Annotated in this window: 20 protein-coding genes, 2 tRNA genes, 1 pseudogene and 1 riboswitch; of the genes and pseudogenes, 14 read left to right on the top strand and 9 right to left on the bottom strand. The window is 56.8% G+C overall.

The genetic code is table 11. The features are described from left to right. Nucleotides 1–252: 252 nt before the first annotated feature. On the bottom strand, nucleotides 253–1,188 hold the full coding sequence (locus AC2FIC_RS18765; RefSeq protein WP_496692660.1) for a LysR substrate-binding domain-containing protein: 936 nt from the start codon (nucleotides 1,186–1,188) through the stop codon (nucleotides 253–255). A 238-nt stretch (nucleotides 1,189–1,426) separates the two neighbouring features. Between AC2FIC_RS18765 and AC2FIC_RS18760 the strand changes: the two genes are divergently transcribed. The 5 genes from AC2FIC_RS18760 to AC2FIC_RS18740 all read left to right on the top strand — a co-directional run bounded on the left by AC2FIC_RS18760 (nucleotide 1,427) and on the right by AC2FIC_RS18740 (nucleotide 8,243). Next, entirely contained in the window at nucleotides 1,427–2,380 is a 954-nt protein-coding gene (locus tag AC2FIC_RS18760) for an ABC transporter substrate-binding protein (protein WP_271951752.1), read from the top strand. Between the two features lie 83 nt (nucleotides 2,381–2,463). Then, complete coding sequence (locus AC2FIC_RS18755; protein WP_496692659.1) at nucleotides 2,464–3,492, top strand: quaternary amine ABC transporter ATP-binding protein; 1,029 nt, start codon at nucleotides 2,464–2,466, stop codon at nucleotides 3,490–3,492. Continuing rightward, the gene (locus AC2FIC_RS18750; protein ID WP_271951749.1) at nucleotides 3,492–5,474 is read left to right on the top strand and encodes an ABC transporter permease; all 1,983 of its coding nucleotides are present in this window, start codon (nucleotides 3,492–3,494) and stop codon (nucleotides 5,472–5,474) included. The genes AC2FIC_RS18755 and AC2FIC_RS18750 overlap by 1 nt, the downstream gene beginning before the upstream one ends. Before the next feature lies 1 nt (nucleotide 5,475). Next, entirely contained in the window at nucleotides 5,476–5,847 is a 372-nt protein-coding gene (locus AC2FIC_RS18745; RefSeq protein ID WP_142640214.1) for a cupin domain-containing protein, read from the top strand. Next, a complete protein-coding gene (locus AC2FIC_RS18740) occupies nucleotides 5,844–8,243 on the top strand; it encodes a trimethylamine N-oxide demethylase (RefSeq protein ID WP_496692658.1) in 2,400 nt (799 codons plus the stop codon). Before AC2FIC_RS18745 ends, AC2FIC_RS18740 begins: the two co-directional genes overlap by 4 nt. A gap of 411 nt (nucleotides 8,244–8,654) precedes the next feature. On the opposite strand, the gene arsJ is transcribed toward AC2FIC_RS18740, so the two are convergent. The 3 genes from arsJ to AC2FIC_RS18725 are packed head-to-tail and all read right to left on the bottom strand — an operon-like array spanning nucleotide 8,655 to nucleotide 11,739. Then, the gene (gene arsJ / locus AC2FIC_RS18735) at nucleotides 8,655–9,914 is read right to left on the bottom strand and encodes an organoarsenical effux MFS transporter ArsJ (protein WP_496692657.1); all 1,260 of its coding nucleotides are present in this window, start codon (nucleotides 9,912–9,914) and stop codon (nucleotides 8,655–8,657) included. Further along, nucleotides 9,911–10,909 carry an ArsJ-associated glyceraldehyde-3-phosphate dehydrogenase gene (locus AC2FIC_RS18730; RefSeq protein WP_496692656.1) on the bottom strand — a complete coding sequence of 333 codons (999 nt, stop codon included), beginning with the start codon at nucleotides 10,907–10,909 and terminating at the stop codon, nucleotides 9,911–9,913. The genes arsJ and AC2FIC_RS18730 overlap by 4 nt, the downstream gene beginning before the upstream one ends. Next, nucleotides 10,906–11,739, bottom strand: coding sequence for an arsenate reductase/protein-tyrosine-phosphatase family protein (locus AC2FIC_RS18725; RefSeq protein ID WP_281973705.1), 834 nt, complete (start codon nucleotides 11,737–11,739; stop codon nucleotides 10,906–10,908). Before AC2FIC_RS18725 ends, AC2FIC_RS18730 begins: the two co-directional genes overlap by 4 nt. Before the next feature lie 176 nt (nucleotides 11,740–11,915). On the opposite strand from AC2FIC_RS18725, the gene AC2FIC_RS18720 reads away from it, so the two are divergent. Next, nucleotides 11,916–11,991, top strand: a tRNA-Thr gene (locus AC2FIC_RS18720). A 143-nt stretch (nucleotides 11,992–12,134) separates the two neighbouring features. Continuing rightward, nucleotides 12,135–12,218 (top strand): annotated as a pseudogene (locus AC2FIC_RS18715) (IS6 family transposase); the annotation flags it as partial. A 24-nt stretch (nucleotides 12,219–12,242) separates the two neighbouring features. Here AC2FIC_RS18715 and AC2FIC_RS18710 read toward each other — a convergent pair. After that, nucleotides 12,243–12,318 (bottom strand) — tRNA-Lys (locus AC2FIC_RS18710). A gap of 212 nt (nucleotides 12,319–12,530) precedes the next feature. Between AC2FIC_RS18710 and dapF the strand changes: the two genes are divergently transcribed. Together dapF and mtaB are read left to right on the top strand one after the other, a co-directional pair. Further along, a complete protein-coding gene (gene dapF / locus AC2FIC_RS18705; protein ID WP_496692655.1) occupies nucleotides 12,531–13,373 on the top strand; it encodes a diaminopimelate epimerase in 843 nt (280 codons plus the stop codon). Further along, nucleotides 13,370–14,626, top strand: coding sequence for a tRNA (N(6)-L-threonylcarbamoyladenosine(37)-C(2))-methylthiotransferase MtaB (gene mtaB, locus AC2FIC_RS18700; RefSeq protein ID WP_496692654.1), 1,257 nt, complete (start codon nucleotides 13,370–13,372; stop codon nucleotides 14,624–14,626). Before dapF ends, mtaB begins: the two co-directional genes overlap by 4 nt. 79 nt (nucleotides 14,627–14,705) lie before the next feature. Here the strand turns inward: mtaB and AC2FIC_RS18695 are convergent, their stop codons facing one another. From AC2FIC_RS18695 to petA, 3 genes are read right to left on the bottom strand one after another with little or no spacing between them, the layout of a single operon-like run. Further along, nucleotides 14,706–15,491: a cytochrome c1 gene (locus AC2FIC_RS18695; protein WP_142640228.1), complete on the bottom strand. Its 786-nt coding sequence runs from the start codon at nucleotides 15,489–15,491 to the stop codon at nucleotides 14,706–14,708. 17 nt (nucleotides 15,492–15,508) lie between these two features. Next, nucleotides 15,509–16,840: a cytochrome b gene (gene petB, locus AC2FIC_RS18690; protein ID WP_142640230.1), complete on the bottom strand. Its 1,332-nt coding sequence runs from the start codon at nucleotides 16,838–16,840 to the stop codon at nucleotides 15,509–15,511. A gap of 11 nt (nucleotides 16,841–16,851) precedes the next feature. Beyond that, entirely contained in the window at nucleotides 16,852–17,436 is a 585-nt protein-coding gene (gene petA, locus AC2FIC_RS18685; protein WP_142640296.1) for a ubiquinol-cytochrome c reductase iron-sulfur subunit, read from the bottom strand. Nucleotides 17,437–17,921: 485 nt separating this feature from the next. Here petA and AC2FIC_RS18680 point away from each other — a divergent pair, with 485 nt between their 5' ends. Next, a complete protein-coding gene (locus AC2FIC_RS18680; protein ID WP_496692653.1) occupies nucleotides 17,922–18,365 on the top strand; it encodes a c-type cytochrome in 444 nt (147 codons plus the stop codon). 13 nt (nucleotides 18,366–18,378) lie between these two features. Here AC2FIC_RS18680 and AC2FIC_RS18675 read toward each other — a convergent pair whose 3' ends face one another. Further along, on the bottom strand, nucleotides 18,379–18,993 hold the full coding sequence (locus tag AC2FIC_RS18675; RefSeq protein ID WP_496692652.1) for an FMN-binding negative transcriptional regulator: 615 nt from the start codon (nucleotides 18,991–18,993) through the stop codon (nucleotides 18,379–18,381). Between the two features lie 54 nt (nucleotides 18,994–19,047). Continuing rightward, a riboswitch (FMN riboswitch) is annotated at nucleotides 19,048–19,193 on the top strand. Nucleotides 19,194–19,321: 128 nt separating this feature from the next. On the opposite strand from AC2FIC_RS18675, the gene AC2FIC_RS18670 reads away from it, so the two are divergent. The 4 genes from AC2FIC_RS18670 (at nucleotide 19,322) to AC2FIC_RS18655 (ending at nucleotide 22,593) form a co-directional block, all read left to right on the top strand. Continuing rightward, nucleotides 19,322–19,762 carry a 6,7-dimethyl-8-ribityllumazine synthase gene (locus tag AC2FIC_RS18670; RefSeq protein WP_142640236.1) on the top strand — a complete coding sequence of 147 codons (441 nt, stop codon included), beginning with the start codon at nucleotides 19,322–19,324 and terminating at the stop codon, nucleotides 19,760–19,762. Nucleotides 19,763–19,856: 94 nt separating this feature from the next. After that, on the top strand, nucleotides 19,857–20,957 hold the full coding sequence (gene aroC, locus AC2FIC_RS18665; protein ID WP_496692651.1) for a chorismate synthase: 1,101 nt from the start codon (nucleotides 19,857–19,859) through the stop codon (nucleotides 20,955–20,957). Then, nucleotides 20,941–21,603, top strand: coding sequence for an HD domain-containing protein (locus tag AC2FIC_RS18660; protein ID WP_496692650.1), 663 nt, complete (start codon nucleotides 20,941–20,943; stop codon nucleotides 21,601–21,603). Before aroC ends, AC2FIC_RS18660 begins: the two co-directional genes overlap by 17 nt. Nucleotides 21,604–21,657: 54 nt before the next feature. Next, on the top strand, nucleotides 21,658–22,593 hold the full coding sequence (locus tag AC2FIC_RS18655) for a DMT family transporter (protein WP_142640242.1): 936 nt from the start codon (nucleotides 21,658–21,660) through the stop codon (nucleotides 22,591–22,593). Nucleotides 22,594–22,635 lie beyond the last annotated feature (42 nt).

Genomic DNA, 22,635 nt, shown 5'->3' with positions numbered 1-22,635 from the left:
CCAATCTCCTGAATCGGCTTCTTCTTCGCCTCACGCGCAATTTCGATGTCAGATTTATAGCTCATTGGGTTTCGGTCTCCCTGCATAAAATAGGCCAATAGTATTCCAACCAGAACGGCAAAGAGCCGAGCCAGATTCGCATATATTTTTCTTTAAAGTAAATATTTATTCCCTAGGGTCAATATACGAGTTTAACACTCCCTGAAAGTGCTACTCGATTCATCATTAGGAAACAGAGGCTGGCCACAGCGATCAGGCGTATCTTTTCCGACCCGCGCTGAGACCAAGCAACCAATCTTCAACGATGCGCTGCTCTGGGAAAGCTTTGTTAAGAGGCCTTTTTAACAGGTAGTATCCGGACTGTGTTCGCACTGATGTGCCAAGAACCGGTCTGACCAAAGTGCCGCTTTCAAGCAAAGGATCAACAAGATGGGCCCAACCCAATGCAATTCCCAGCCCATCGACAGCTGCTTGCACTGACAATGGATAGGTATTGAACTCCACTGCCTGTTCCATCGAGGACGTCGATACCCCATTGCCACTGAACCAAGTGCGCCATGTCATCCACTCTGCATGGCCACTGGCCACTTCAATAAGGTCCAGTTCCGGCAGCGCAGATATATCTGCCGCTTTGGGGTTGCTCTTGAGATACTCTGGGCTGCAGACCGGAAATACGGTTTCTCCGAACAAAAGCTGTGCCTCGTATCCCGGCCAATCGCCATCTCCACGCAGGATCGTCAAGTCCATCGAATCCGACAGGCACTCTGCGTCGCTGTCAGAAGAGACCAGCGAAATACGGATGCGGTCATTTGATTTGTTGAACTTGCGAAGTTGCGGCATCAGCCAAAGAGAAGCAACAGAGTTGGTGGCGGAGATCGATACCGTGTTGGCCTGATGTTTGGCCAGCATATCCCGGCTGACATCCCGCATCAGGTCCAGCGACTTCTCCACTGTTGCCAGCAGGATGGCCCCTTGTTGGGTAAGCGAAACAGAACGGTGCCCTCGCACAAACAACGGCACATCATAGTGTTGCTCTAGCAACCGCACTTTGCGGCTGATCGCCGTTTCAGAGATGTTCAGAACCTTACTGGCCTGCGCAAAGCTCTGCGCCTTTGCGGCAGCTTCAAACGCCAACAAATAGTCGAGCGGTGGAAGGACTTTCCCTGTGACTGAAGTTTTCTTTGGCATTTCAGAGCGGATTCCCGAACTGGACGTTATAGCGATCGAAAAACATTTAGCCTCATCTGCTGGCAATCGATCAGGCAACTAATTGTTAAGATAGCAAAAAGTCGTGTTAGCCTCAAGAATTTATGGTCAAAGACCCTCAAATTTCTGTTCTGCGTCTGGGGCGATTCTGCGCAGAATGCACAAATTCGGGGCCGGAAGAGTCCACAACCTAAAAATGAACATCACTCAGGGAGCAAACATGAAACTTACAAACCTCCTTTCTGCTGCAACTTTGGCAGCAGTAGCGGGAACAGGGGCGACTGCAGAAGACAGCAGCGACCCGATCGTGATCCCAATTCACAATTGGTCCAGCCAGATCGTGATGTCGAACGTTGTCGGCCTGATCTTTGAAGAGATGGGCAACAATGTCGAATACGTCACCACCGACAGCCAGGCGGTCTATGAATCGGTGCGCCTGGGCGATGTGGCGTTGGAGATGGAAGTCTGGGAAGGCGCGTTTGGCGCGTCCTACAGGGCGGCATTGGAAAAAGGTGGCCTGCATGACGCAGGTGATCATGACGCGGTTACACGTGAGGATTGGTGGTATCCCATGTGGACCAAGGAATCCTGCCCGGGCCTGCCAGATTGGAATGCATTGAACGACTGCGCACACCTGTTCGCGACAGCCGAAACCGGCGACAAGGGTCGGTATCTGGATGGTCCAGTTGACTGGTTGAAGCATGGTAAAGAACGCGCCGAAGCACTTGATCTGAACTTTACCGTGATCAATGCCGGTTCAGCCGCAGCCCTTTGGGCCGAGATTGGCGCGGCTGAGGCCGACAAAACGCCGGTGCTAGTTTTTAACTGGACGCCAAACTTTGCCGAAGCCGTCTGGCCTGGTGAGTTCGTTGAGTTCCCAGCATGGGAAGACGGATGCGACAAAGACCCAGCCAAGGGTCCTAACCCGAATGCGTTGTATGATTGCGGCAACCCCGCCAAAGGTTACCTGAAAAAGGCAGCCTGGGATGGTATGAAAGACAAATGGCCGGCCGCGTATTGCGCCCTGACAGAGATTTCTTTCACCAATCCGCAGATTGCCGAGATGGCGAAGCTGGTCGACACTGATGAGCTTGAACCGGAAGAAGCCGCCGAAGAATGGCTGGACGCCAACCGCGCTGTCGTCGATCCTTGGATCAGTTCCTGCAGCTCATAATCCCGGCTACATCCACCGAAACTGGCGCGGCCTTGACCATCTGATCGATGCAAGGCCGCGCTCAACAAGAAAGTTAGGCAGCCATGTCCGCCACAGCGCCTGTCATCTCAGCCAAAAATGTATGGAAACTGTTTGGGCCCTCGCCAGAGAGCTACCTGAAGTCCATGCCCGCTGGCCGCGGTTTTAATGAAATCCGTGCAGATGGGTATATCGCCGGTGTCAAGGATGTCTCGATTGAGGTTGGCCGTGGCGAAATGCTGGTCATCATGGGTTTGTCAGGGTCAGGCAAGTCGACGCTGGTACGTTGCTTTTCTCGCCTGCACGACATTACAGGCGGAACGATTGAGGTTGAAGGTCAGGACATCATGAGCCTGAGCGAGCGCGATCTGATTGAATTGCGCCGAAACAAGATGGGCATGGTGTTTCAGTCTTTCGGACTGCTGCCACATCGCACGGTTTTGGACAACGTGGCCTTTCCGTTGGAAATGCGCGGACAAGATCGTCATGATCGGCGCGAGCGCGCGCTGGAAGTCATCAAGTTGGTGGGCCTTGAAGGTCGGGAAGAATACTTCCCACGGGAATTGAGCGGCGGCCAACAGCAAAGAGTGGGAATCGCCCGGTCGCTCGCCATTGAACCCGATATCTGGTTTCTGGACGAGCCATTCTCGGCGCTTGATCCACTGATCCGCCGCGAAATGCAGGATGAATTCCTGCGATTGCAAGAGATGCTGGGCAAAACCATCGTTTTCATCACGCATGATTTTGACGAAGCGCTACGTCTGGCAGACCGGATTGCAATCATGCGCAACGGCGCGGTCGAACAATGTGACACCCCCGACAAGATTGTGATGAACCCTGCCACCGAGTATGTGGCCAAGTTTACCGAAGATGTCGACAAGGCCCGGGTCGTACATGCCAAAGGCCTAGCAAAACCTGTGAACGGTCATGCCTTGGAGGGCGCACCAATCAATGGTGGATCAACCATTCACGAACTGGCGCGGGTTCTTGTCAACGACAACCGCATTCTTTTGCCGGTGGCGGATGACAAAGGCGTTGTCACCGGTGTTCTGGAACGTGACGCCGCATTGAATGTTCTGCTTGGAGCTGAATGATGGCGGCGCTGTCCACCGAAGTACCGGACACTTCAGACGGGACGTGGGGAAAAACCAGAGTCCTGACTACACTGCTGGCCGCCGCCTTCGTGCTGATCGTTGCCAAAGCCGTCGGAGTTCTGCCCGAATGGCTAAACCGCATCCCCGAAGCCGCGATTCCGCCGACGGCGCAGGTTCTGGATGCAGTCTTCTACTTTATCCAAAATGATCTTGGCCTGATCTATGTCACACGATTTATCGCCGAAGGTCCGCTTGAGTTCTTGCTGGATACGTCAGCGAACCTTCTGGAAGGCAAGCGCCGTTGGCCCAATCTAGGCCCGATCCCATGGTCCGCAATCGCCGCAGTGGCAGCCGTCGTCGGCTACGCCGTAGGTGGTTGGCGTCTGGCCGCATTAGGCGCGGGAACCTTCATCTGGACGGCCGCGATCGGGCAGTGGAAGATCGCCATGCAGACGATGTCTGTCATCGTGGTTGCCGCACCGCTGGCGTTTCTTTTGGGCTTGATACTGGGCATCGCCGCCTGGAAATACCGCTGGTTCGAGCGGATGCTGAAACCCATGCTGTCCGTGCTGCAAACCCTGCCCTTCTTTACGTATCTCTTGCCAGCAGTGATCTTTTTTAAGGTCGGACCGACAGCTGGGGCCGTCGCAACAATTACTTTTGCCATCCCACCGATGATCCTGATGACCACTCTGGGCTTGAAAAAAGTCAGCCCCGAAGTGATCGAAGCAGGCCAGATGTCTGGATGTACCAAATGGCAGATGTTGCGCCACGTCTACGTTCCAGCCGCGCGGACCGAGGTTCTGGTCGGCGTCAATCAGGTGATCATGTTGTGTCTTGCGATGGTTGTTCTGACCGCCTTTATCGGAATGCCCGGTCTTGGCGCGAAACTGCTGGCGATGATGGGTAGTTTCAAGCTGGGCCGTTCTTTCGAGATTGGCGTAACCATCGTCCTTCTGGCTGTCACGTTGGATCGGATGTCAAAGGCCTGGGTCGTCAAACAGCCAGTGCACTTCGAACGCGGCACCCCATGGTGGAAGCGCCACCAGATTTCGCTGGTCGCACTGGGTCTGTTTGTTGGGTTCACTCTGCTGTCTCAGGTCTTCCCGATCCTGGCCGAAATTGGCCGCAAGCAGCATCTAAGCCAGGGCAAGGAAATCGACGTGGTTATCAAGTCGTTCCTGGCCATCGACATGATCAAAGGGACAACTGAATGGTTGCGCTGGTTTCTGAACGTCAAGGTGCTGATTCCATTCCGGAATACGCTACTCGCCATTCCAACTCCCGCGTTCATCCTGCTGGTTGTTTCCTTTGCTTATTGGGTTGGTGGCCGAAAGCCCGGCATCTACGCAGCAGTCTTCTTTACGATTGTCGCGTTCTCGGGCTGGTGGGATCGGTCGGTTATTACTTTGTATACCGTGATCTCGGCCGTTGCGCTGGCAACCATGATCGGTATCCCCCTGGGCGTTGTCGCTGCGCGGTCCGCGCGTTGGTCCAAGAGCATTTTGCTGGCTTGCGACACTGCGCAAACCTTCCCCAGCTTTATTTACTTGATCCCTGCGATCATGTTGTTCGGGGTCAATGATGTCGCGGTTGTGTTCTCGATTCTGATCTTCGCCGCCGTCCCGCTGATCCGGTACACCATTATTGGCCTCAGCAACGTGCCGCCGGAAATGACCGAGGCAGCAGATATGTCCGGCTCGACCCGCCGGCAAAAACTTATGTCGGTTCAGTTCCCTCTGGCGCTGCCAACTATGGCGGTCGGGTTTAATCAAGCCATCATGTTCGCCTTCTTCATGGTCATTATCGCGGCCTTCATTGGAACGCAGGATCTGGGGCAGGAACTTCAACGAACTCTGGCAGGTACTGAACTGGGCAAGAACTTTGTGCTCGGCATGAATGTCTCGCTGATGGCGCTTACCTTCGACATGGCGATCAGCAGCTGGGCTGATCAGCGCAAAAAGCGGTTGGGGCTCGACTAAGATGGCACAACAACAGAGCGCACGCACCGTTATCCGCTTCGATGACCCCGGATTTGTCCGGATGCGGATGGACGGCCTGCCCGATGCGCAGGTCTGGTGGAAGAATATCAGTTTCGATGAAGAAACCGGACAAGGCAGCTATCTGATGAAGATGGCGCCAGGCACACGTTCGAACCCTCATGTCCATTACGGGCCGGAAGAGTTCTTTGTGCTTGAGGGCGATCTGACCGACCACGACGGGTTTCGATATCGCAGCGGCGATTTTGTCAGCCTTGCTGCCGGGTTCAGCCACTATTCGCGAACCGAGGCGGGATGCCTCTTGGTGGTCACCCATCGCGGTGCAACCGAAGCCATTCAGGAAAACACACTATGAATGTGAAGCCGGCCTTCGAAGTTCCGTTCGAACGCAGCGGAGTTCTGGCCCCCGGCCTTCCGATCCTGCCACATGGAACGGAACGCCACCCGGTCCCCGGAATGGGGTCGCGCGCTGTTCCGGTTTCCAAAGGTGATACGATAACCTTGTTGGACCGCGACGGGATGCAACAGGCCGAGATGGTCTTCTTTGCCCCTGACCGGAGTTCTGATGCGGCCATGCTTGGCGCGCAGGGACATGGACGTCCGGATGGTTTGATTACGACGCTGGCAAATGGATCGCCGTCTGGCAAGAAAGTGCTGCGCGCTTTGGAAGTTGCTGGATTTGACATCGGAAAAGGTGACGCGATCCGGGCGTTTACCGACGGGTCGCGCCCCGGTGACATGGTGCATTTCGTCGCTGAACGTGATGGCCTTCTGATCGTGGCTGCACCCGGCAAGGCAATGCGTCCCGAAGATAACAACCCTCCCACAGATATCATCCTGTACATTCAGCGCTCTGCACCCGGTTTGGAAAAGCCCGATATCGGACCACCCGATCCGCTGGCCGATCCGCTTAAGGATTTCAATATTCAGCCGGGAAATGCGCACTCATATGAAGTGAAGGCCGGTGAATTCATCCAGATCGTCGATATTCGTGGCCGAGAGTGTTCCGATTTTCAGGCCTTCAGCCGCCGCGCACTGGATCAGGGGATCGAGCGTGAAATCGACCCGACAACAACACGCAGCCTGATGGGCAGCTTGTATCCTCAACCCGGGATTTTCTCAAAGTACTGGTCAGTAGATCAAGAGCCTCTGATCGAAATCGTTCAAGATACCTGTGGGCGCCATGACACGTTCGGTCTGGCCTGTACGGCGCGATATTACGAAGACCTTGGCTATCCCGGCCATGTGAATTGTTCGGACAATATCAACAAGGATCTGGACCAATATGGCATCAAGCCGCGCGGTGGCTGGCCAGCGATCAACTTCTTTTTCAACACGATGCTGGATGACACCAACGCCATTGGGATGGACGATCCGTGGTCGCGACCCGGTGACTTCGTCCTGCTGCGCGCCCTGACCGATCTGGTTTGCGTCAGCACCGGCTGTCCCTGCGATATCGACCCGGCAAATGGCTGGAATCCAACAGACATTCAAGTGCGAACCTATAAGGCGACCGAGGATTTCAAGCGGTCCTATGGCTATAGAAAATCTGCGGAGGCGGATGTGGAAGAAACTAAGAAAACAGCATTTCACGACTGCTTTGCACGGCACACCCGTGATTTCGTCGAATACAATGGCTATTGGCTGCCCAACACGATGACCAATCATGGCGCGATTGCCGAATATTGGACTTGCAGGGACAAGGTTGCTGTCATGGACCTCAGCCCGCTGCGCAAATACGAAGTCGTGGGACCTGACGCCGAAGAACTGATGCAGCTTTGCGTGACCCGCAACATGAAAAAGCTGAGCGTTGGTCAGGTCGTTTATACGGCCATGTGCTACGAGCACGGCGGTATGATCGACGATGGCACCGTCTACCGGTTGGGTGAGACGAACTTCCGCTGGATCGGTGGGAATGACACCAGCGGGTTGTGGCTGCAGGAACAGGCGCTCAAACGCAATATGAATGTCTGGGTGCGCAACTCTACGGACCAGTTGCACAACATTGCAGTTCAGGGGCGGCATAGCCGCGACATACTTTCCAAGATATTCTGGACACCGCCTCAGCAACCAACGATCGACGAACTGCCGTGGTTCCGGCTTTCGGTCGCGCGGGTTGGTGATGTGCAGGGGACTTCTGTTGTAATTTCTCGGACCGGCTATTCCGGAGAGCTTGGGTATGAAATCTTCTGCCATCCCAAGGATGCCGTCGAAATCTTTGATCGTGTCTGGGAGGTGGGGCAAGGGTATGGCATTGCGCCTCTGGGCCTGGCCGCATTGGACATGTTGCGGATCGAGGGCGGTCTGATCTTTGCCGGGTCAGAATTCGACGATCAGACCGATCCGTTCGAGGCCGGCATCGGCTTTACTGTGCCGCTGAAATCAAAGACCGACGACTTCATCGGGCGGGCGGCGATAGAGGAGCGCAAGGTCCACCCACACCGCAAACTGGTTGGATTTGAGATCGAAGGGGGTACGGTCCCCTCACCCGGTGACTGCGTGCGCGTTGGGAAAGCGCAGGTCGGAGAGATTACCAGCGCGATGAAATCACCCATCCTCGGCAAGGTCATCGCTTTGGGTCGGATTTCGGTTACCCATGCCATCGTTGGAGCGGACATCGAAATCGGGCAGCTGGACGGCCAACAAAAGCGGTTGAAAGCCAAGATCGTGCCATTCCCGCATTTCGATCCAACAAAGGAACGTGTGAAGGGAATGTACGCAGAAGCGACGGTTCCGAACGCTGCAGAATAGCCACGGTGGTGTGACATTAACTTCTACCCGACCAAGGAATGCTGATGCTCGGACCTCATGCAACTCGAGTGGTGGCTTTCCAGGTCAAATGCCTCTGGGCAGTGATATCGGATTGTTAAGACTGAGCGGTCGGCCACGAACCACTGCAAACCTTATTGCTTGGGTACCAATCAAAATAGTCTTTTGCTTCAGTGAGCTTTCGAACGCGTGGCATTGCGCGCTTCCCGAGTGTGCCACTGAGATTTTGAAACAACAAATTGGATCCGCTGAAATGCCCTGCGGCATCGCCAACAAAGCGTTTCTACCGGATAGCGTAACATGTAGGGGCTAATTCCACTTGTCCCGTCACAGAATTCATCCGCAAATATAATGACGTCCATGCCGCATTCGCGAGCAAGCTTGGTGAGAATGCTAACCCACCGCCAAACGGTCCTGCATCCTGTCCGAGGCCATCGCGGACAGAGCGACCATTGTTGCGGCTGTTCCCAGAACCATTGCCAAACCACCGATCTGGTAAGTGAGGCCAGACAGCACTGTGCCCAGCAATCGGCCGGCCGCGTTGGCCATGTAATAGAAACCGACATCCATCGTGACCCGCTCGGCCTGAGAAAAGGACAGGATCAGATAGGAGTGCAGCGAGGAGTTCACGGCAAAGATCACTCCAAAGATCAGCAAGCCGATCACCAGCGTAATGGTCAGCCAAGTGGCGGGCCCCGAGGACAAAGCCACAGCGACGGTCAGGGCGGCAGGCACGCAGAACAGGGTTACGGCCCAATCGCGTGCGGCGCGGATCAATTGGGGCTCGGACCGGTCAGAGGCGCGCAGGATCTTCGGGGCGCTGGCCTGAACTGCGCCGTATAGGATGATCCAGGCCGCCATGAATGTCCCGATCATGAAAAAGGCCGCTCGGTTCCCGGTTTCGGACCCGTCGGACAATACCGCATAGAAATAGATCGGAATCCCGACCACAAACCACACATCGCGCGCGCCAAACAGAAACATGCGGGACAGGCACAGCCAGTTGATATTGGGGGATTTCGAAAAAACCTCAGAGAATTTTGCGCCTTTACGCCCTTTGGGCAGGCCCGGCGGCATGAATAGAACGACCGCGATCAGGATGACGCCCAGCATCATAGCCATGGCCAGCACCGCCCAGTTAAAGCCAAACGTGGCCAGCAGACCTGCGCCCAGCAAAAAGCCCAGCCCTTTGACCGCGTTCTTGGACCCGGTCAGCAGGGCAACCCAGCGAAACAGGCCGCCATCCTCGGTCGGGGCCAGCAGTTTCACGGCGGATTTCGAAGACATCTTGGCCAGATCCTTGGCCACGCCGCTTGCACCTTGAACGATCATGACAAAGGCCACTTTAGCTGGAATGGCCCAATTAGGGTCTAGTTGTGTCAGCAACAGCAACGCCCCCACCTGCAGGCCAAGCCCCGCATAGAGCGTCGAGGTCAACCCGAACCGAGCCGCAATCCAGCCCGCCGCCAGATTGGTGCCGATACCGGCAATTTCATACAGAACAAACAGATAGGCCAGCTGGACCGGCGAGAAGCCCATCGTATGAAAATGCAGCAGCACCAGCATACGAAGCGCGCCGTCGGTCAGCATGAATGCCCAATAGGCTGCCGTGACCGCGATATAGGCCGACAAACCTTCGGGCCGCTGGGTCACAGCGCGGCTCCGACCATGAGCGCGACGTCGACCAGACGGTGCGCGTATCCCATCTCATTGTCATACCAGGCGTAGATCTTTACCTGGGTGCCGTTCACCACCATCGTCGACGGGGCGTCGATGATCGAAGAACGCAGATCATTGGTATAGTCGGTCGACACCAGAGGGCGGGTCTCATAACCCAGAATACCCTTCAAATCACCATCGGCGGCTTCTTTGAAAAACGCGTTGACCTCTTCGACGGTTGTTTCCCGCTCCACTTCGAACACGCAATCGGTCAGCGAGGCATTCAGCAGCGGCACCCGGACCGCGTGGCCGTTCAACCGGCCTGTCAGCTCGGGGTAGATCAAGGTGATTGCCGTGGCCGAGCCGGTGGTGGTTGGGATCAGCGAATTCAGGGCCGAGCGCGCGCGGCGCAGGTCTTTGGCGGGTCGGTCCACGATGGTCTGCGTATTCGTCACATCATGGATCGTGGTCATCGACCCGTGCCGAATGCCCAGATTTTCGTGGATCACCTTGACCACCGGCGCCAGGCAGTTGGTGGTGCAAGAGGCAGCCGTCACGATGTGATGCGCGCTCGGATCATATGTACCTTCGTTCACGCCCATCACGATATTGGCGGTCGGGCCATCCTTGACCGGTGCCGAGACGACAACCTTCCTGACGCCTGCATCAAAATATGGCGCCAGCTTGGTCTCGGTTTTGAAGGCGCCGGTGCAGTCAATCACCACGTCGACCCCGTCCAGTGGCAGCGCGTTCAGGTCGCGGGTACCGACAAACGGCAAGCGCATACCCTCTATGGTGACGCTGTCTTTGTCATAGTCAAAATCTGCTTCCCAGCGGCCATGAACCGTGTCGAATTCCAGCAAATGCGCGTGCATTTCTGGATCACCGATCCCGTCGTTGATCCAGGCAATCTTTGCGCCTTTCTCCAATAGTGGTTTCAGGGCCAGCTTGCCCATCCGGCCAAGGCCATTCACGGCGTAGGTTGTCATGTCATGTCCTCGTCAGATGTTCTGGCAATATCGTCGACAGCAGATTGCAACGCGATCCGGTCGAGGCTTTCGACCGGCAGCGAGGTAAAGGCCTCGATCCTGCGCCTGAGCGAACCATAGGCGTTCTGGAAGGCCAGGCTTTTTTCAGCCTTCGTGCCTGTCGCCATGACCGGGTCGACCACGCCCCAGTGACCGCTGATCGGCTGGCCATCCCATGCCGGGCATTCCTCATTCGCGGCCTGATTGCAGACGGTAAAGACAAAATCCATCTCGGGCACGTCAGAGGCGGCAAATTCTGACATATGTTTCGAGCGCAGAGCCGAAACATCATGCCCTTTGTCCTTAAGGACCTGCACCGCTATAGGGTTGAGCCCGGATGAAGGCTGCGTTCCCGCAGAATATGCGTTGAAACGCTCACCCGCCAGCGCGCGAAGGATAGATTCAGCAAATATCGAACGGGCGGAATTGCCAACGCACAGGAAAAGAACGTTATATTTTCGGTCCGCTGATCTGTCGCTTTCCCAGCCTGACGGGATACAGATTTCGGGGCGTCCGCGGCAGCAGTCGTTCAGTAAGTAATCCAGCATCTGCTGCACATTCTGCATCTCGATCGAGTAGAGCAAAGAGGTACCAGACCGATTCTGCCGGACCAGCCCCGCCTGTCGCAACGCGTTCAGATAGTTCGATAATGTGTTGGGCTTGATCCCCAGCCCCAAGGCAAGCTCTCCGGCCGGGACAGCGTCAGGAAAGCGTCGCATCAACATGCGAAACACTGAAAGCCGTTGCGGGTGACCCAAAGTCGCCAGTTGTTCTGTTGCTATAATATCCATATTTCATGAAATATGGAAATATATAACTACAGTCAACCCGGTTCCGATTTCCAGTGCGCGCCGGACTCTCAATGAACGGTGATAACAAAATGCGGAAACAGGTGCTTCTGAGGTCATGAAACCCGGGGTTTCACCGCTTGCAAGCACCCGCACGAGGGTTTAAACGAGCCTCGCTTGCCTCAATAGCTCAGCTGGTAGAGCAGGTCCTTCGTAAGGACAAGGTCGGGGGTTCGAGTCCCTCTTGAGGCACCATTTAATTTCAGAGGTCAGCAGAAATCGCAACCACTTGAACGTAAAGTGATTTCCGCACTTCGAAGGGCTTTGTCCCGTCAACTTGCCGTTTGGTTTCTCACACCCGCTATTGGACGAAGGTGACATCGAAGAAGCCATCGCCGATCAGCTACAATCGCCACGGATCTCCTCGGCAGATCATCGCACATGCGGTGTGGCTATACGTTCGCTTCAATCTGATCCTGCGTAACGCCTTGGTGCTATGTAAAAAGTGGTGAGCCGTGCAGGATTCGAACCTGCGACCCACTGATTAAAAGTCAGTTGCTCTACCAACTGAGCTAACGGCCCACTCTTTTGTTTGGATCCTTTGGATCCGTGGCGCTCTGTAAGGCATTTTCCCGACTGGGTTCAAGACCTTATTTCACACCTCGTTACGCCTGTAGTTTCTTTCGAAACGGCGTCCCGATAGGCGGCCTACTTAGGCAGGTGGCGCAAGGGGGTCAACCCCTTTTTTCACGAATCTGCGCCACAGGGTGGATTCCCATCCGCAGCAACGTTATATGCCCGCCATGCAAGGAATTCAGAACACCGGATTGCCCTTTATGAAGATGCATGGGCTGGGCAATGACTTTGTCATTGTGGATGCGCGCGCGCATGAGGTCGGGGTGACACCAGCCTTGGCCCAAGCCATTGGGCATCGGCAATTTGGGGTCGGCTTTGATCAGCTCGCCGTCATCGAAAATGGCGCGTCAGATGCCCATCTGGTGTTCTACAACGCCGATGGCTCGACCTCGGCCGCCTGTGGCAATGCCACCCGCTGTATCGCGCGGTTTCTAATGGAGGAAACCGGCAAACAGACCCTGACCCTGACCACCGAGCGGGGAACGCTGTATGCAAGCGATGCGGGGGACGGGCTGACTTCGGTTAATATGGGACTGCCGCAGCTGAACTGGCACGAGATTCCATTGACCGAAGACGTGGACACCTTGGAACTGCCGATCGAAGGCGCCCCAACCGCCACCGGCATGGGAAACCCGCATTGCACCTTCTTTGTCGACAATGCCGAGGCGATTCCGCTGGCAGAGTTCGGCGCGCGGTATGAATATCATCCGCTCTATCCAGAACGGACCAATGTACAAGTGGCACAGCTGATCGGTCCGGATCATATCCGCATGCGGGTGTGGGAACGGGGCGTTGGCATCACTCTGGCCTCTGGCTCTTCGTCCTGCGCAACGGCCGTGGCCGCAGCCCGGCGCGGCCTGACCGGACGCAAGGTTCAGATCGAGCTGGACGGCGGCACGATTTGGATTGATTGGCGCGACGATGGCGTCTGGATGACCGGCCCTACCGCCCATGTCTTCTCAGGCATGCTGACGCCGGAATTCCTGAGGTCGCTGGGATGAACCCGCCCAAATTCGCCACGCTGGGCTGCCGCCTGAACGCCTATGAGACCGAGGCGATGAAAGAGCTGTCGCAACAGGCCGGTCTGACCGATGCGGTGGTGGTGAACACCTGCGCCGTGACCGCCGAAGCCGTGCGCAAGGCCCGGCAGGAAATCCGCAAACTGCGCCGCGAAAACCCGAATGCCCGGCTGATTGTGACCGGCTGCGCTGCGCAGACAGAACCGCAGACCTTTTCCCTGATGGAAGAGGTCGACGCGGTGATCGGCAACACGGAAAAGATGCAGCCCGAAACCTGGAAAGGCATGGCGGCGGATTTCATTGGTGAAACCGAGGCCGTCCAGGTTGATGACATCATGTCGGTTACCGAAACCGCTGGCCACCTGATCGACGGGTTTGGCACTCGTTCCCGCGCCTATGTACAGGTTCAGAATGGCTGTGACCACCGCTGTACCTTCTGCATCATCCCATATGGCCGCGGTAATTCGCGCAGCGTCCCCGCGGGCGTTGTTGTGGACCAGATCAAACGTCTGGTCGATAAGGGCTATAATGAGGTCGTTCTGACCGGTGTTGACCTGACCTCATGGGGGGCTGACCTGCCTGCCCAGCCAAAGCTGGGTGATCTCGTTATGCGCATCCTCAAACTGGTGCCGGATTTGCCGCGCCTGCGGATCAGCTCGATCGATTCGATCGAGGTCGATGAAAACCTGATGCAGGCCATTGCCACAGAACGCCGCCTGATGCCTCACTTGCATCTGTCGCTGCAGCATGGCGATGATCTGATCCTGAAGCGGATGAAACGCCGCCATTTGCGTGACGATGCGATCCGCTTTACCCAAGAGGCCCGCAAGCTGCGCCCCGAGATGACCTTTGGCGCTGACATCATCGCCGGTTTCCCGACCGAGACCGAGGCCCATTTCGAAAACTCGCTAAGGCTGGTTGCCGATTGCGATCTGACATGGCTGCATGTCTTCCCCTACTCCAAACGCGAAGGTACACCCGCTGCCCGCATTCCGCAGCAGGTCAACGGCAATGTCATCAAAACCCGCGCCGCCCGTCTGCGTGCCGCTGGCGAGGTGCAGATTGCCAAGCACCTGACCGCCCAGGTTGGCAAGATACATCACATCCTGATGGAAAACCCGCATATGGGCCGGACCGAGCAGTTCACCGAAGTTACGTTCAAAACCGCTCAATCCGAAGGGCATGTCGTGACCGCCACCATCACCGGCCGCTCCGCAACACAGCTCAGCGCCTGATCCGCCCCTTCCACCTGCATGCAACAAAAAACCCCCGCTGCCAGTGGCGCGGGGGTTTTTAACTTTTCAGAAAAGGCGCTTAGTGTTTCTTCTTACCTTTAACGCCTGCCCACAGACGCTTGTTGACCAGATACAGAAGCACCGACAGAAGCGTCAGGAAGACAACACCGACAAAGCCCGAATACTTACGCTCCATCATCTTCGGTTCAGCCGTCCACATCAGGAAGGCTGCAACGTCTTCCGACATATGCTCGACGTCATTTGCGTGGCCATCGGCAAACTCGACCTGCTCATCCGACAGCGGGGGCGCCATCGAAATCCAACCACCGGGGAAGGCGGTGTTTTCGTACAGAACCGTTCCCGCTTCTTCCTTTTCGTGGCCGGTATAACCATCCAGCAACGAGGCGATGTATTCCGGGCCGCCCATGCCGTTGACCAGCTGGTTGATCCCCAGACCGTAAGGGCCGTGGAAACCGGCACGCGCCTTGGCCATCAGGCTAAGGTCGGGTGCGCCAACGCCATCATTGGCGGGGAAATGGTCAACGGGTTTAGCCGGGCGGAAATCGTCCAGCTCGGGGTCGAACACTTCAAAGTTGCCCGCCGCATAGGCGGTGACTTCGTCTTCCGAATAGCCCAGCGCTTCGAGGTCACGCAGAGGCACATAGCGCAGGCCGTGACAGGCCGCGCAAACCTCGGTGTAAATCTGCAGGCCGCGCTGCAACTGGTGTTGATCCCAGGTTCCGAACGGGCCTTCGAATGAGAATTGGAAGTCCTCGATATGCTGTTCGCCTCCGCCTGCCGCGTTAGACGCGACAGGAGCGAGTGCGATAGCAAACGCGGCACCGATTGCAAGTTTCTTGAACATGTTTCCGGTCCCTCTTCTTACTCGGCCGGCGTGGCATCGGCGTCAGCCTTGCCATAATGCGCGTTGAAGTCTTCTTCGATGGTTTCCGGCTGTGCATCGGGTTTTTCGATGACACCCAGAACCGGCAGGATCACGAAGAAATAGCCGAACCAGTAGGCCGATGCGATTAACGAGAAGGTCGCATAGGGCTCTTCTGCGGGCATCGCACCCAGCCACATCAGGGCAAAGAAGTCGACGATCAGCAGGTAGAACCACCATTTGAACATCGGCCGGTATTTACCCGAACGTACGGTCGACGTGTCCAGCCACGGCGCCAGAGCCATAGCCAGGATCGCACCAAACATCGCCAGAACACCAAAGAACTTGGCGTCAATGATGCCGCCGGTGATGAAGCTGGCGAATTGAACAACCCAGACCTCGCCGGTAAAGGCACGCAGGATCGCGTAGAACGGCAAGAAGTACCATTCGGGCACGATATGTGCCGGTGTTACCAGCGGGTTGGCTTCGATGTAGTTATCCGGGTGGCCCAGATAGTTCGGCATGAAACCAACAATCGCCCAGAACACAACCAGGATGACCGCCAGTGCGAACAGGTCCTTGATCACGAAGTAAGGCCAGAAGGGCAGCGTGTCTTTCTCAGCCTCGGCTTTCGAACCGCGGCGAACCTCAACACCTGTCGGGTTGTTGTTGCCGGTGGTGTGGAAAGCCCAGACATGCACGATGACCAGCGCCGCAATTACAAAGGGCAGCAGGTAGTGCAGCGAGAAGAAGCGGTTCAGCGTGGCGTTGTCCACAGCCGGTCCGCCCAGCAGCCAAGTCTGGATCGCGTCGCCCACAAACGGGATCGCACCAAACAGGCCGGTGATCACGGTCGCACCCCAGAAGGACATCTGACCCCAGGGCAGAACATAGCCCATAAAGGCAGTGCCCATCATACAGAGATAGATCAGCATCCCAATGATCCACGTAACCTCGCGCGGGGCTTTGTACGAGCCATAGAACAGGCCGCGGAAGATGTGGATGTATACCGCGACAAAGAACAGCGATGCGCCGTTCATGTGCAGATATCGCAGCATATAGCCGCCATTCACGTTGCGCATGATGTGCTCGATGCTAGCAAAGGCCAGATCAACATGCGGAGTGTAGTGCATCACCAGAACGATACCGGTGACAATTTGCAGGACCAGGCAAAACGCCAGGACGATGCCCCAGATCCACCACCAGTTCAGGTTCTTGGGGGTTGGGATCATCAGGGTGTCATAGATCAGGCCGACGATGGGCAGGCGGCTGTTCAGCCACTTCTCGCCACTTGTCTTCGGCTCATAGTGATCGTGGGGAATTCCGGACATCTGGGTCTCCCTTAGCCGAGTTTGATGGTGCTGGCGTCCGTCCACTCAGCGGGCGGAACGGGCAGGTTTTCAGGTGCAGGACCTTTGCGGATACGGCCAGCCATATCGTAATGCGAACCGTGGCAGGGGCAGAACCAGCCGCCAAAGTCACCAGCATCGCCCAGCGGGACACAACCGAGATGAGTACAGACGCCCATCTGGACGATCCAGGCACCTGCGGCTTCGCCTTCCGGCGACGGCATCACGCGGTTTGCATCCGTGGCCGGTGCATCAGCATTCAGATTGAAGTTACGGGCCAGCGGGTCAGGCAGGGCATCCACGCCATCGGCGTCCTGCTTCTGCGCTTCGTCGATTTCGACACCGGTGCGGTGACGGATGAACACGGGTTTGCCCAACCATTTGACGGTCAGCTGGGTTCCGGGCTCGACACCGCTCACATCCACGCGGATCGAGGACAGGGCCTGAACGTCTGCCGAGGGGTTCATTTGGTTGATCAGGGGCCATACGGCTGCACCCGTCGCAACGACACCTGCGCCGCCAGCGACGTAGTAGAGGAAATCTCTGCGGGTGCCTTCGTGGTCTTCTGCGTGGGACACGAGGTTTTCTCCGATTCCGGCGCCCGGCAATACCGGGCAAACATGCATCAGCACCGCATCAAAGCGGCGTCTCATCGCGGCTATCTATCCGGGAGAAATCGGTTCGTCCAGCGGTCATAGGCGCGCACTACGCCGCATCTTGGCATTCATGTCACAACGAAAGGCGTTTTTTTCAAGGGATGGGCCGGATTACCCGTGAAGGTTTGCCCTGCCGCGCGGGTGGTACAGGGAGTGATTCGGATGGCAACCAGGCAACGAAAACACCCTCACAACACAGAACCGAAGACTGTTGATCGGCGAAAATCTGCAAAATTCTGACCTGATTTTGCCACGCAAAAATCCACTTCGATTGAATCTACCTTGGTAAAAATAATGAGTTAAAAATAGATATTTTTCAACACACTAGATGAGTCTCAATTCGATTGCACATTTGGCTGGAATGTCCGAAGGGCCTGTAACAGGACCAACCTTAGCGGGATTTTTCCATGCCAAAGCTTTTTACAGCCACTCTGACCTTCGCCCTGACTCTTTCATCGCAATCCTTCGCCGCCGGCGATCCGGCAAAGGGGGAAAGCCTCTACAATCGGTGCTCTTCGTGCCATGCAATTATCAAAGATGGAAAAGTTCTGGTCAAAGGCGGCATCACCGGGCCGAATCTCTATGGGGTCGTAGGTCGGGTGGCCGGAACAGAAACCGATTACCTGAACGGAAGCGAACGCCTACCAATCGGGATGTACACCGATGACATGATCCGTGCAGGCCAGGAAGGGCTGGTCTGGACACAGGAAAACATCGTCGAATATTCGCAGGACCCGATTGTTTTCCTGAGGGACTATCTGGATGACGAAACCGCCCGTCCGAACATGAGCGTCAAACTGAAAAAAGGGGCTGAGGATGTCGCCGCTTATCTGGCGACCTTCAGCAACTGACCAGCCCGTCCGCTCACCTAGACCGCATGAGCGCGGCGAGGTGAGTGGTCTCGCTTCCGAACCCGTCTACCGCCACATGATCTGCGGCGGCTAGACGGACATCGTCCGGCTTGTTCTGGTTCAGCTTCCAGGTGCCCTGAATGTCATCTACCTGCAATTTGCAGGGCACAATCATGCGCATCATCTTGTCCAGAGCCTCCGCGCTCATCTTGCTGGCGCTCCAGGGTGGCTTGGGGTTCAACCGGCGCTCATAAAAATCCGACTGACGATCGAGTAAATCGCGCAACGCGTCCTGCGGAAGAAGCGAAAGCGTTCCGGTCAGGTGCACCGCCACATAGTTCCAAGTGGGCACCTGATCCTCAATCCCGTACCAGTCGGGCGAGATATATCCGTCAGGCCCCGATACAGCGATTCGAACCGTGCGCGGTTCATTCAATGCCCGGACGATCGGATTGGACCGCACCAGATGCAGCGAGGCTTCTGCGCCATCTTCTGACAACAGAAACGGCACATGGCTAAGCAAAGGCCCCTGGTCCGCTGACAAAGCCAAAACACAAAATGCGCGCTCGCGCGCAAAAGCAATATGACTGTCACGATCCTCGGCGCGGAAGGCGGGATTGGGGTGCATGGCGGTCCTCCTGCAAAAGCTCTTGCAGAACCGCGCACCTATTGGCAAGGTGCGCCTCGTTCTCAGGGCGGGGCGGAATTCCCCACCGGCGGTATGCGGGCGATGACCCGTAAGCCCGCGAGCGGCCCCTTTTCGGGGTGTCAGCAGATCTGGTGAGAGGCCAGAGCCGACGGTTACAGTCCGGATGAAAGAGAACGTGCAGTGTGCCGGTAACCCCGCACGCCTGCTCGTGATCGCCTTGGGTGACGTGTCATGTCGTGCTGGCCGCGAAAAGTGGGAACCGGTTTTCGCAACCGCCAGCAGACCACCAAACCGGAAGGAGATCTTGATGACACACACCCGCTATGCGTTTGTTAAGGCCAGCTGGCATGCCGATATTGTCGACCGTGCACTCGACGGGTTTCTGGAATTGATACCCGCCGATCAAGTGGACGTGTTCGACGTTCCAGGTGCATTCGAAATGCCCCTGCTGGCCCGCGATCTTGCCCAGACTGGGCGCTATGCAGCTGTGACCTGCGCGGCCTTTGTGGTGGATGGCGGCATCTACCGGCATGATTTCGTGGCGCAAGCTGTGGTCGACGGGTTGATGCGCGCAGGTCTGGATACCGGTGTTCCGGTTCTGTCTGTTTCGCTGACGCCACACCAGTATCAAGAGACGGACCACCACAATACCATCTACCGCGCGCATTTCGTGGATAAGGGGCGCGAGGCGGCACAGGCGGCGTTGAAAATCACCGCCATGCGGACGCAGCTGTCCTCGGCGGCCTGACCGGAAAGGGTTGGGGTGCTGGGCCCCAACCGCAAATCCGCTTGAGGCTACGGGCCTTGCCCGCTAATCACGATGCTCAGAAGGAGCACGCCTTATGTCGATGAACAACTTTGGCCATCTTTTCCGCGTCACCACCTGGGGTGAAAGCCACGGTCCCGCCTTGGGTGCCACTGTTGATGGCTGCCCGCCGGGGGTGACCATCGACGCAGAGGTGATCCAGCACTGGCTGGACAAGCGCAAACCAGGACAGAATAAATACACCACCCAGCGGCGCGAACCCGATCAGGTGAAAATCCTGTCCGGCGTGTTCGAAGGGCAGACGACCGGAACTCCGGTCCAGCTGATGATCGAGAACACCGATCAGCGGTCAAAAGACTACGGCGATATCATGGAAAAGTTCCGCCCGGGCCATGCTGATATCACCTATTGGCAAAAATACGGTATCCGCGATTATCGTGGTGGTGGCCGCAGCTCGGCGCGCGAAACCGCCTCGCGCGTTGCCGCCGGGGGCTTGGCCCGCGAAGCCATCAAGCAGATCGCACCGAATGTGCAGATCACCGGGTACATGACCCAGATCGGCCCGCATAAAATCGACCGCACCAATTTCGACTGGTCGCAGATTGAACAGAACCCCTTCTGGACGCCCGATGCGACCGCCGCCGAAGATTGGGCCGCCTATCTGGACGGGTTACGCAAGTCCGGCAATTCAGTCGGGGCAGTGGTTGAGGTCGTTGCGCGCGGTGTCCCTGCCGGGATTGGTGCGCCAGTTTATGCCAAGTTAGACACTGATCTGGCCGCCGCGATGATGTCGATCAACGCTGTCAAAGGTGTTGAGATCGGCGAAGGCATGGCCGCCGCTGAACTGACCGGCGAGGCCAATGCCGATGAAATCTTCATGGGGCAGAACGGCCCGCAATACAGCTCGAACCACGCAGGCGGCATACTGGGCGGGATTTCGACCGGGCAGGATATAGTCGTACGCTTTGCGGTCAAACCGACCTCGTCGATTCTGACCACGCGCAAAACGATCACCAAGTCCGGAGAAGAGACCGAGATCATCACCAAAGGCCGCCATGACCCTTGCGTCGGCATCCGTGCGGTTCCGGTTGGCGAAGCGATGATGGCCTGCGTAATCCTTGACCACCTGCTGTTGCACCGGGGTCAGATCGGCGAGAACCGTGGCCATATCGGCTGAGCTGCGCACCCGGCTGCGCGGCATCGTCGCGCAGCGCATGAAAACAGATCCTGCCCATGATCTGGCGCATCTGGATCGCGTTTGGATCAATGTACAGGCCATCGCGGACACGCAAGCAGATATTCGGGTTCTGCTTGCGGCAAGCTATCTTCATGACCTGGTCAACTTGCCCAAAGATGACCCTGATCGTCACCTCGCCTCACGCCAATCTGCGGCTGAATCAGAGCCTATTTTAGCGAAATTGGGGTTTTCTCAGCCTGAAATCGATGCCACTCAACACGCCATCGCTGCGCATAGTTTCTCGGCCGGGATACTGCCTGAAACGCCCGAGGCCCGCATCCTTCGCGACGCAGATCGGCTGGATGCGCTGGGGGCCATCGGTATTGCGCGCAACTTCGCTGTGTCAGGTGCTCTGGGTCGCGACTTGTATGATCCCGAGGATGCTTTTGCCACTGCCCGCGATCTGGATGATCAGCAATTCTCGATTGATCACTGGAAGGTCAAACTGTTGAGCCTGCCGGCAGACATGCTGACGCCCACCGGGCGCGAATTGGCACAGGCGCGTGTAGCACGGATGATCCGGTTTCTTGAGGCGTTCAGCGAAGAGATCGGCCAACCCCTGCCCGACACGTGGAAATCTGCCTGATTGGTACAATCCAATCGTTGATCTTTCGCAGTCAAAGGCTCAGGTTCCCGGCCAATGGCACAATCCCTGACTTCCCACCGACCCATGCTTGCCGTGGGCCTGAAACTGGCTGCGTTGGTTCTGTTCACCTCAATGTCGGCGCTGGTCAAAGCACTGTCCGAGGACTTCCCCCCCGGTGAACTGGTGTTTTTCCGGTCGCTCTTCGCCATTCCCGTCATCATTGCCTGGTTGCTTTGGCGCGGAGAGCTGGCGCAGGGCTTTGTGGTCAAAAAGCCGATGGGTCATTTCTGGCGCGGCGTTCTGGGCACCAGCGCCATGGGTCTGACTTTTACGGGTCTCAGCCTCTTGCCACTCCCCGAGGTCACCGCGATTGGCTATGCCACCCCGATCTTCACCCTGATTCTGGCCGCGCTGATTCTGGGCGAGCGCATTCGCATGATCCGCATCGGTGCCGTCGCGCTGGGATTGTTGGGCGTGCTGATTATGGTTTGGCCCAGGCTGGGCACCACCCAGATGGAGATGGCAGCCACAATCGGGGCGCTTTGCGTGCTGGCGGCCACACTCGCCCGTGCCTTTGTTCAGATCCACATCCGGCAGCTGGTCAAGGTGGATCACCCGGCCGCGATCGTGTTCTATTTCTCGATGACCGCTACCCTGCTTTCAGCTCTGACCGCGTTTTGGGGTTGGACCATGCCGACGCTTAATCAGGCTCTAATTATGATCATAATGGGGTTGATCGGCGGTGTTGCACAGATTCTGGTCACCTCGTCCTATCGCTTTGGTCAGGCCTCGATGCTGGCCCCTTATGACTATACCACCATGCTGTTTGCCATATTCATCGGCTATATCTGGTTTGATGAGCTGCCGACGCTTGCGATCCTGTTGGGTGCGACGCTGGTGATTGCGGGCAATGTGGTCGTGATCTGGCGCGAACACCAGCTGGGGCTGGAACGCGGCAAGGCCCGGTCCCTGACCGATCACAAAGCGTGACTTTACCTTTTTCAAACTTGCCCTAGTTTGGGCCCAACAATC

The organism is Ruegeria sp. CDSC079, from assembly GCF_059610505.1.
The sequence above is the reverse complement of the archived record's forward strand: the minus strand, read 5'-3'. Positions and strand labels throughout refer to the sequence as shown.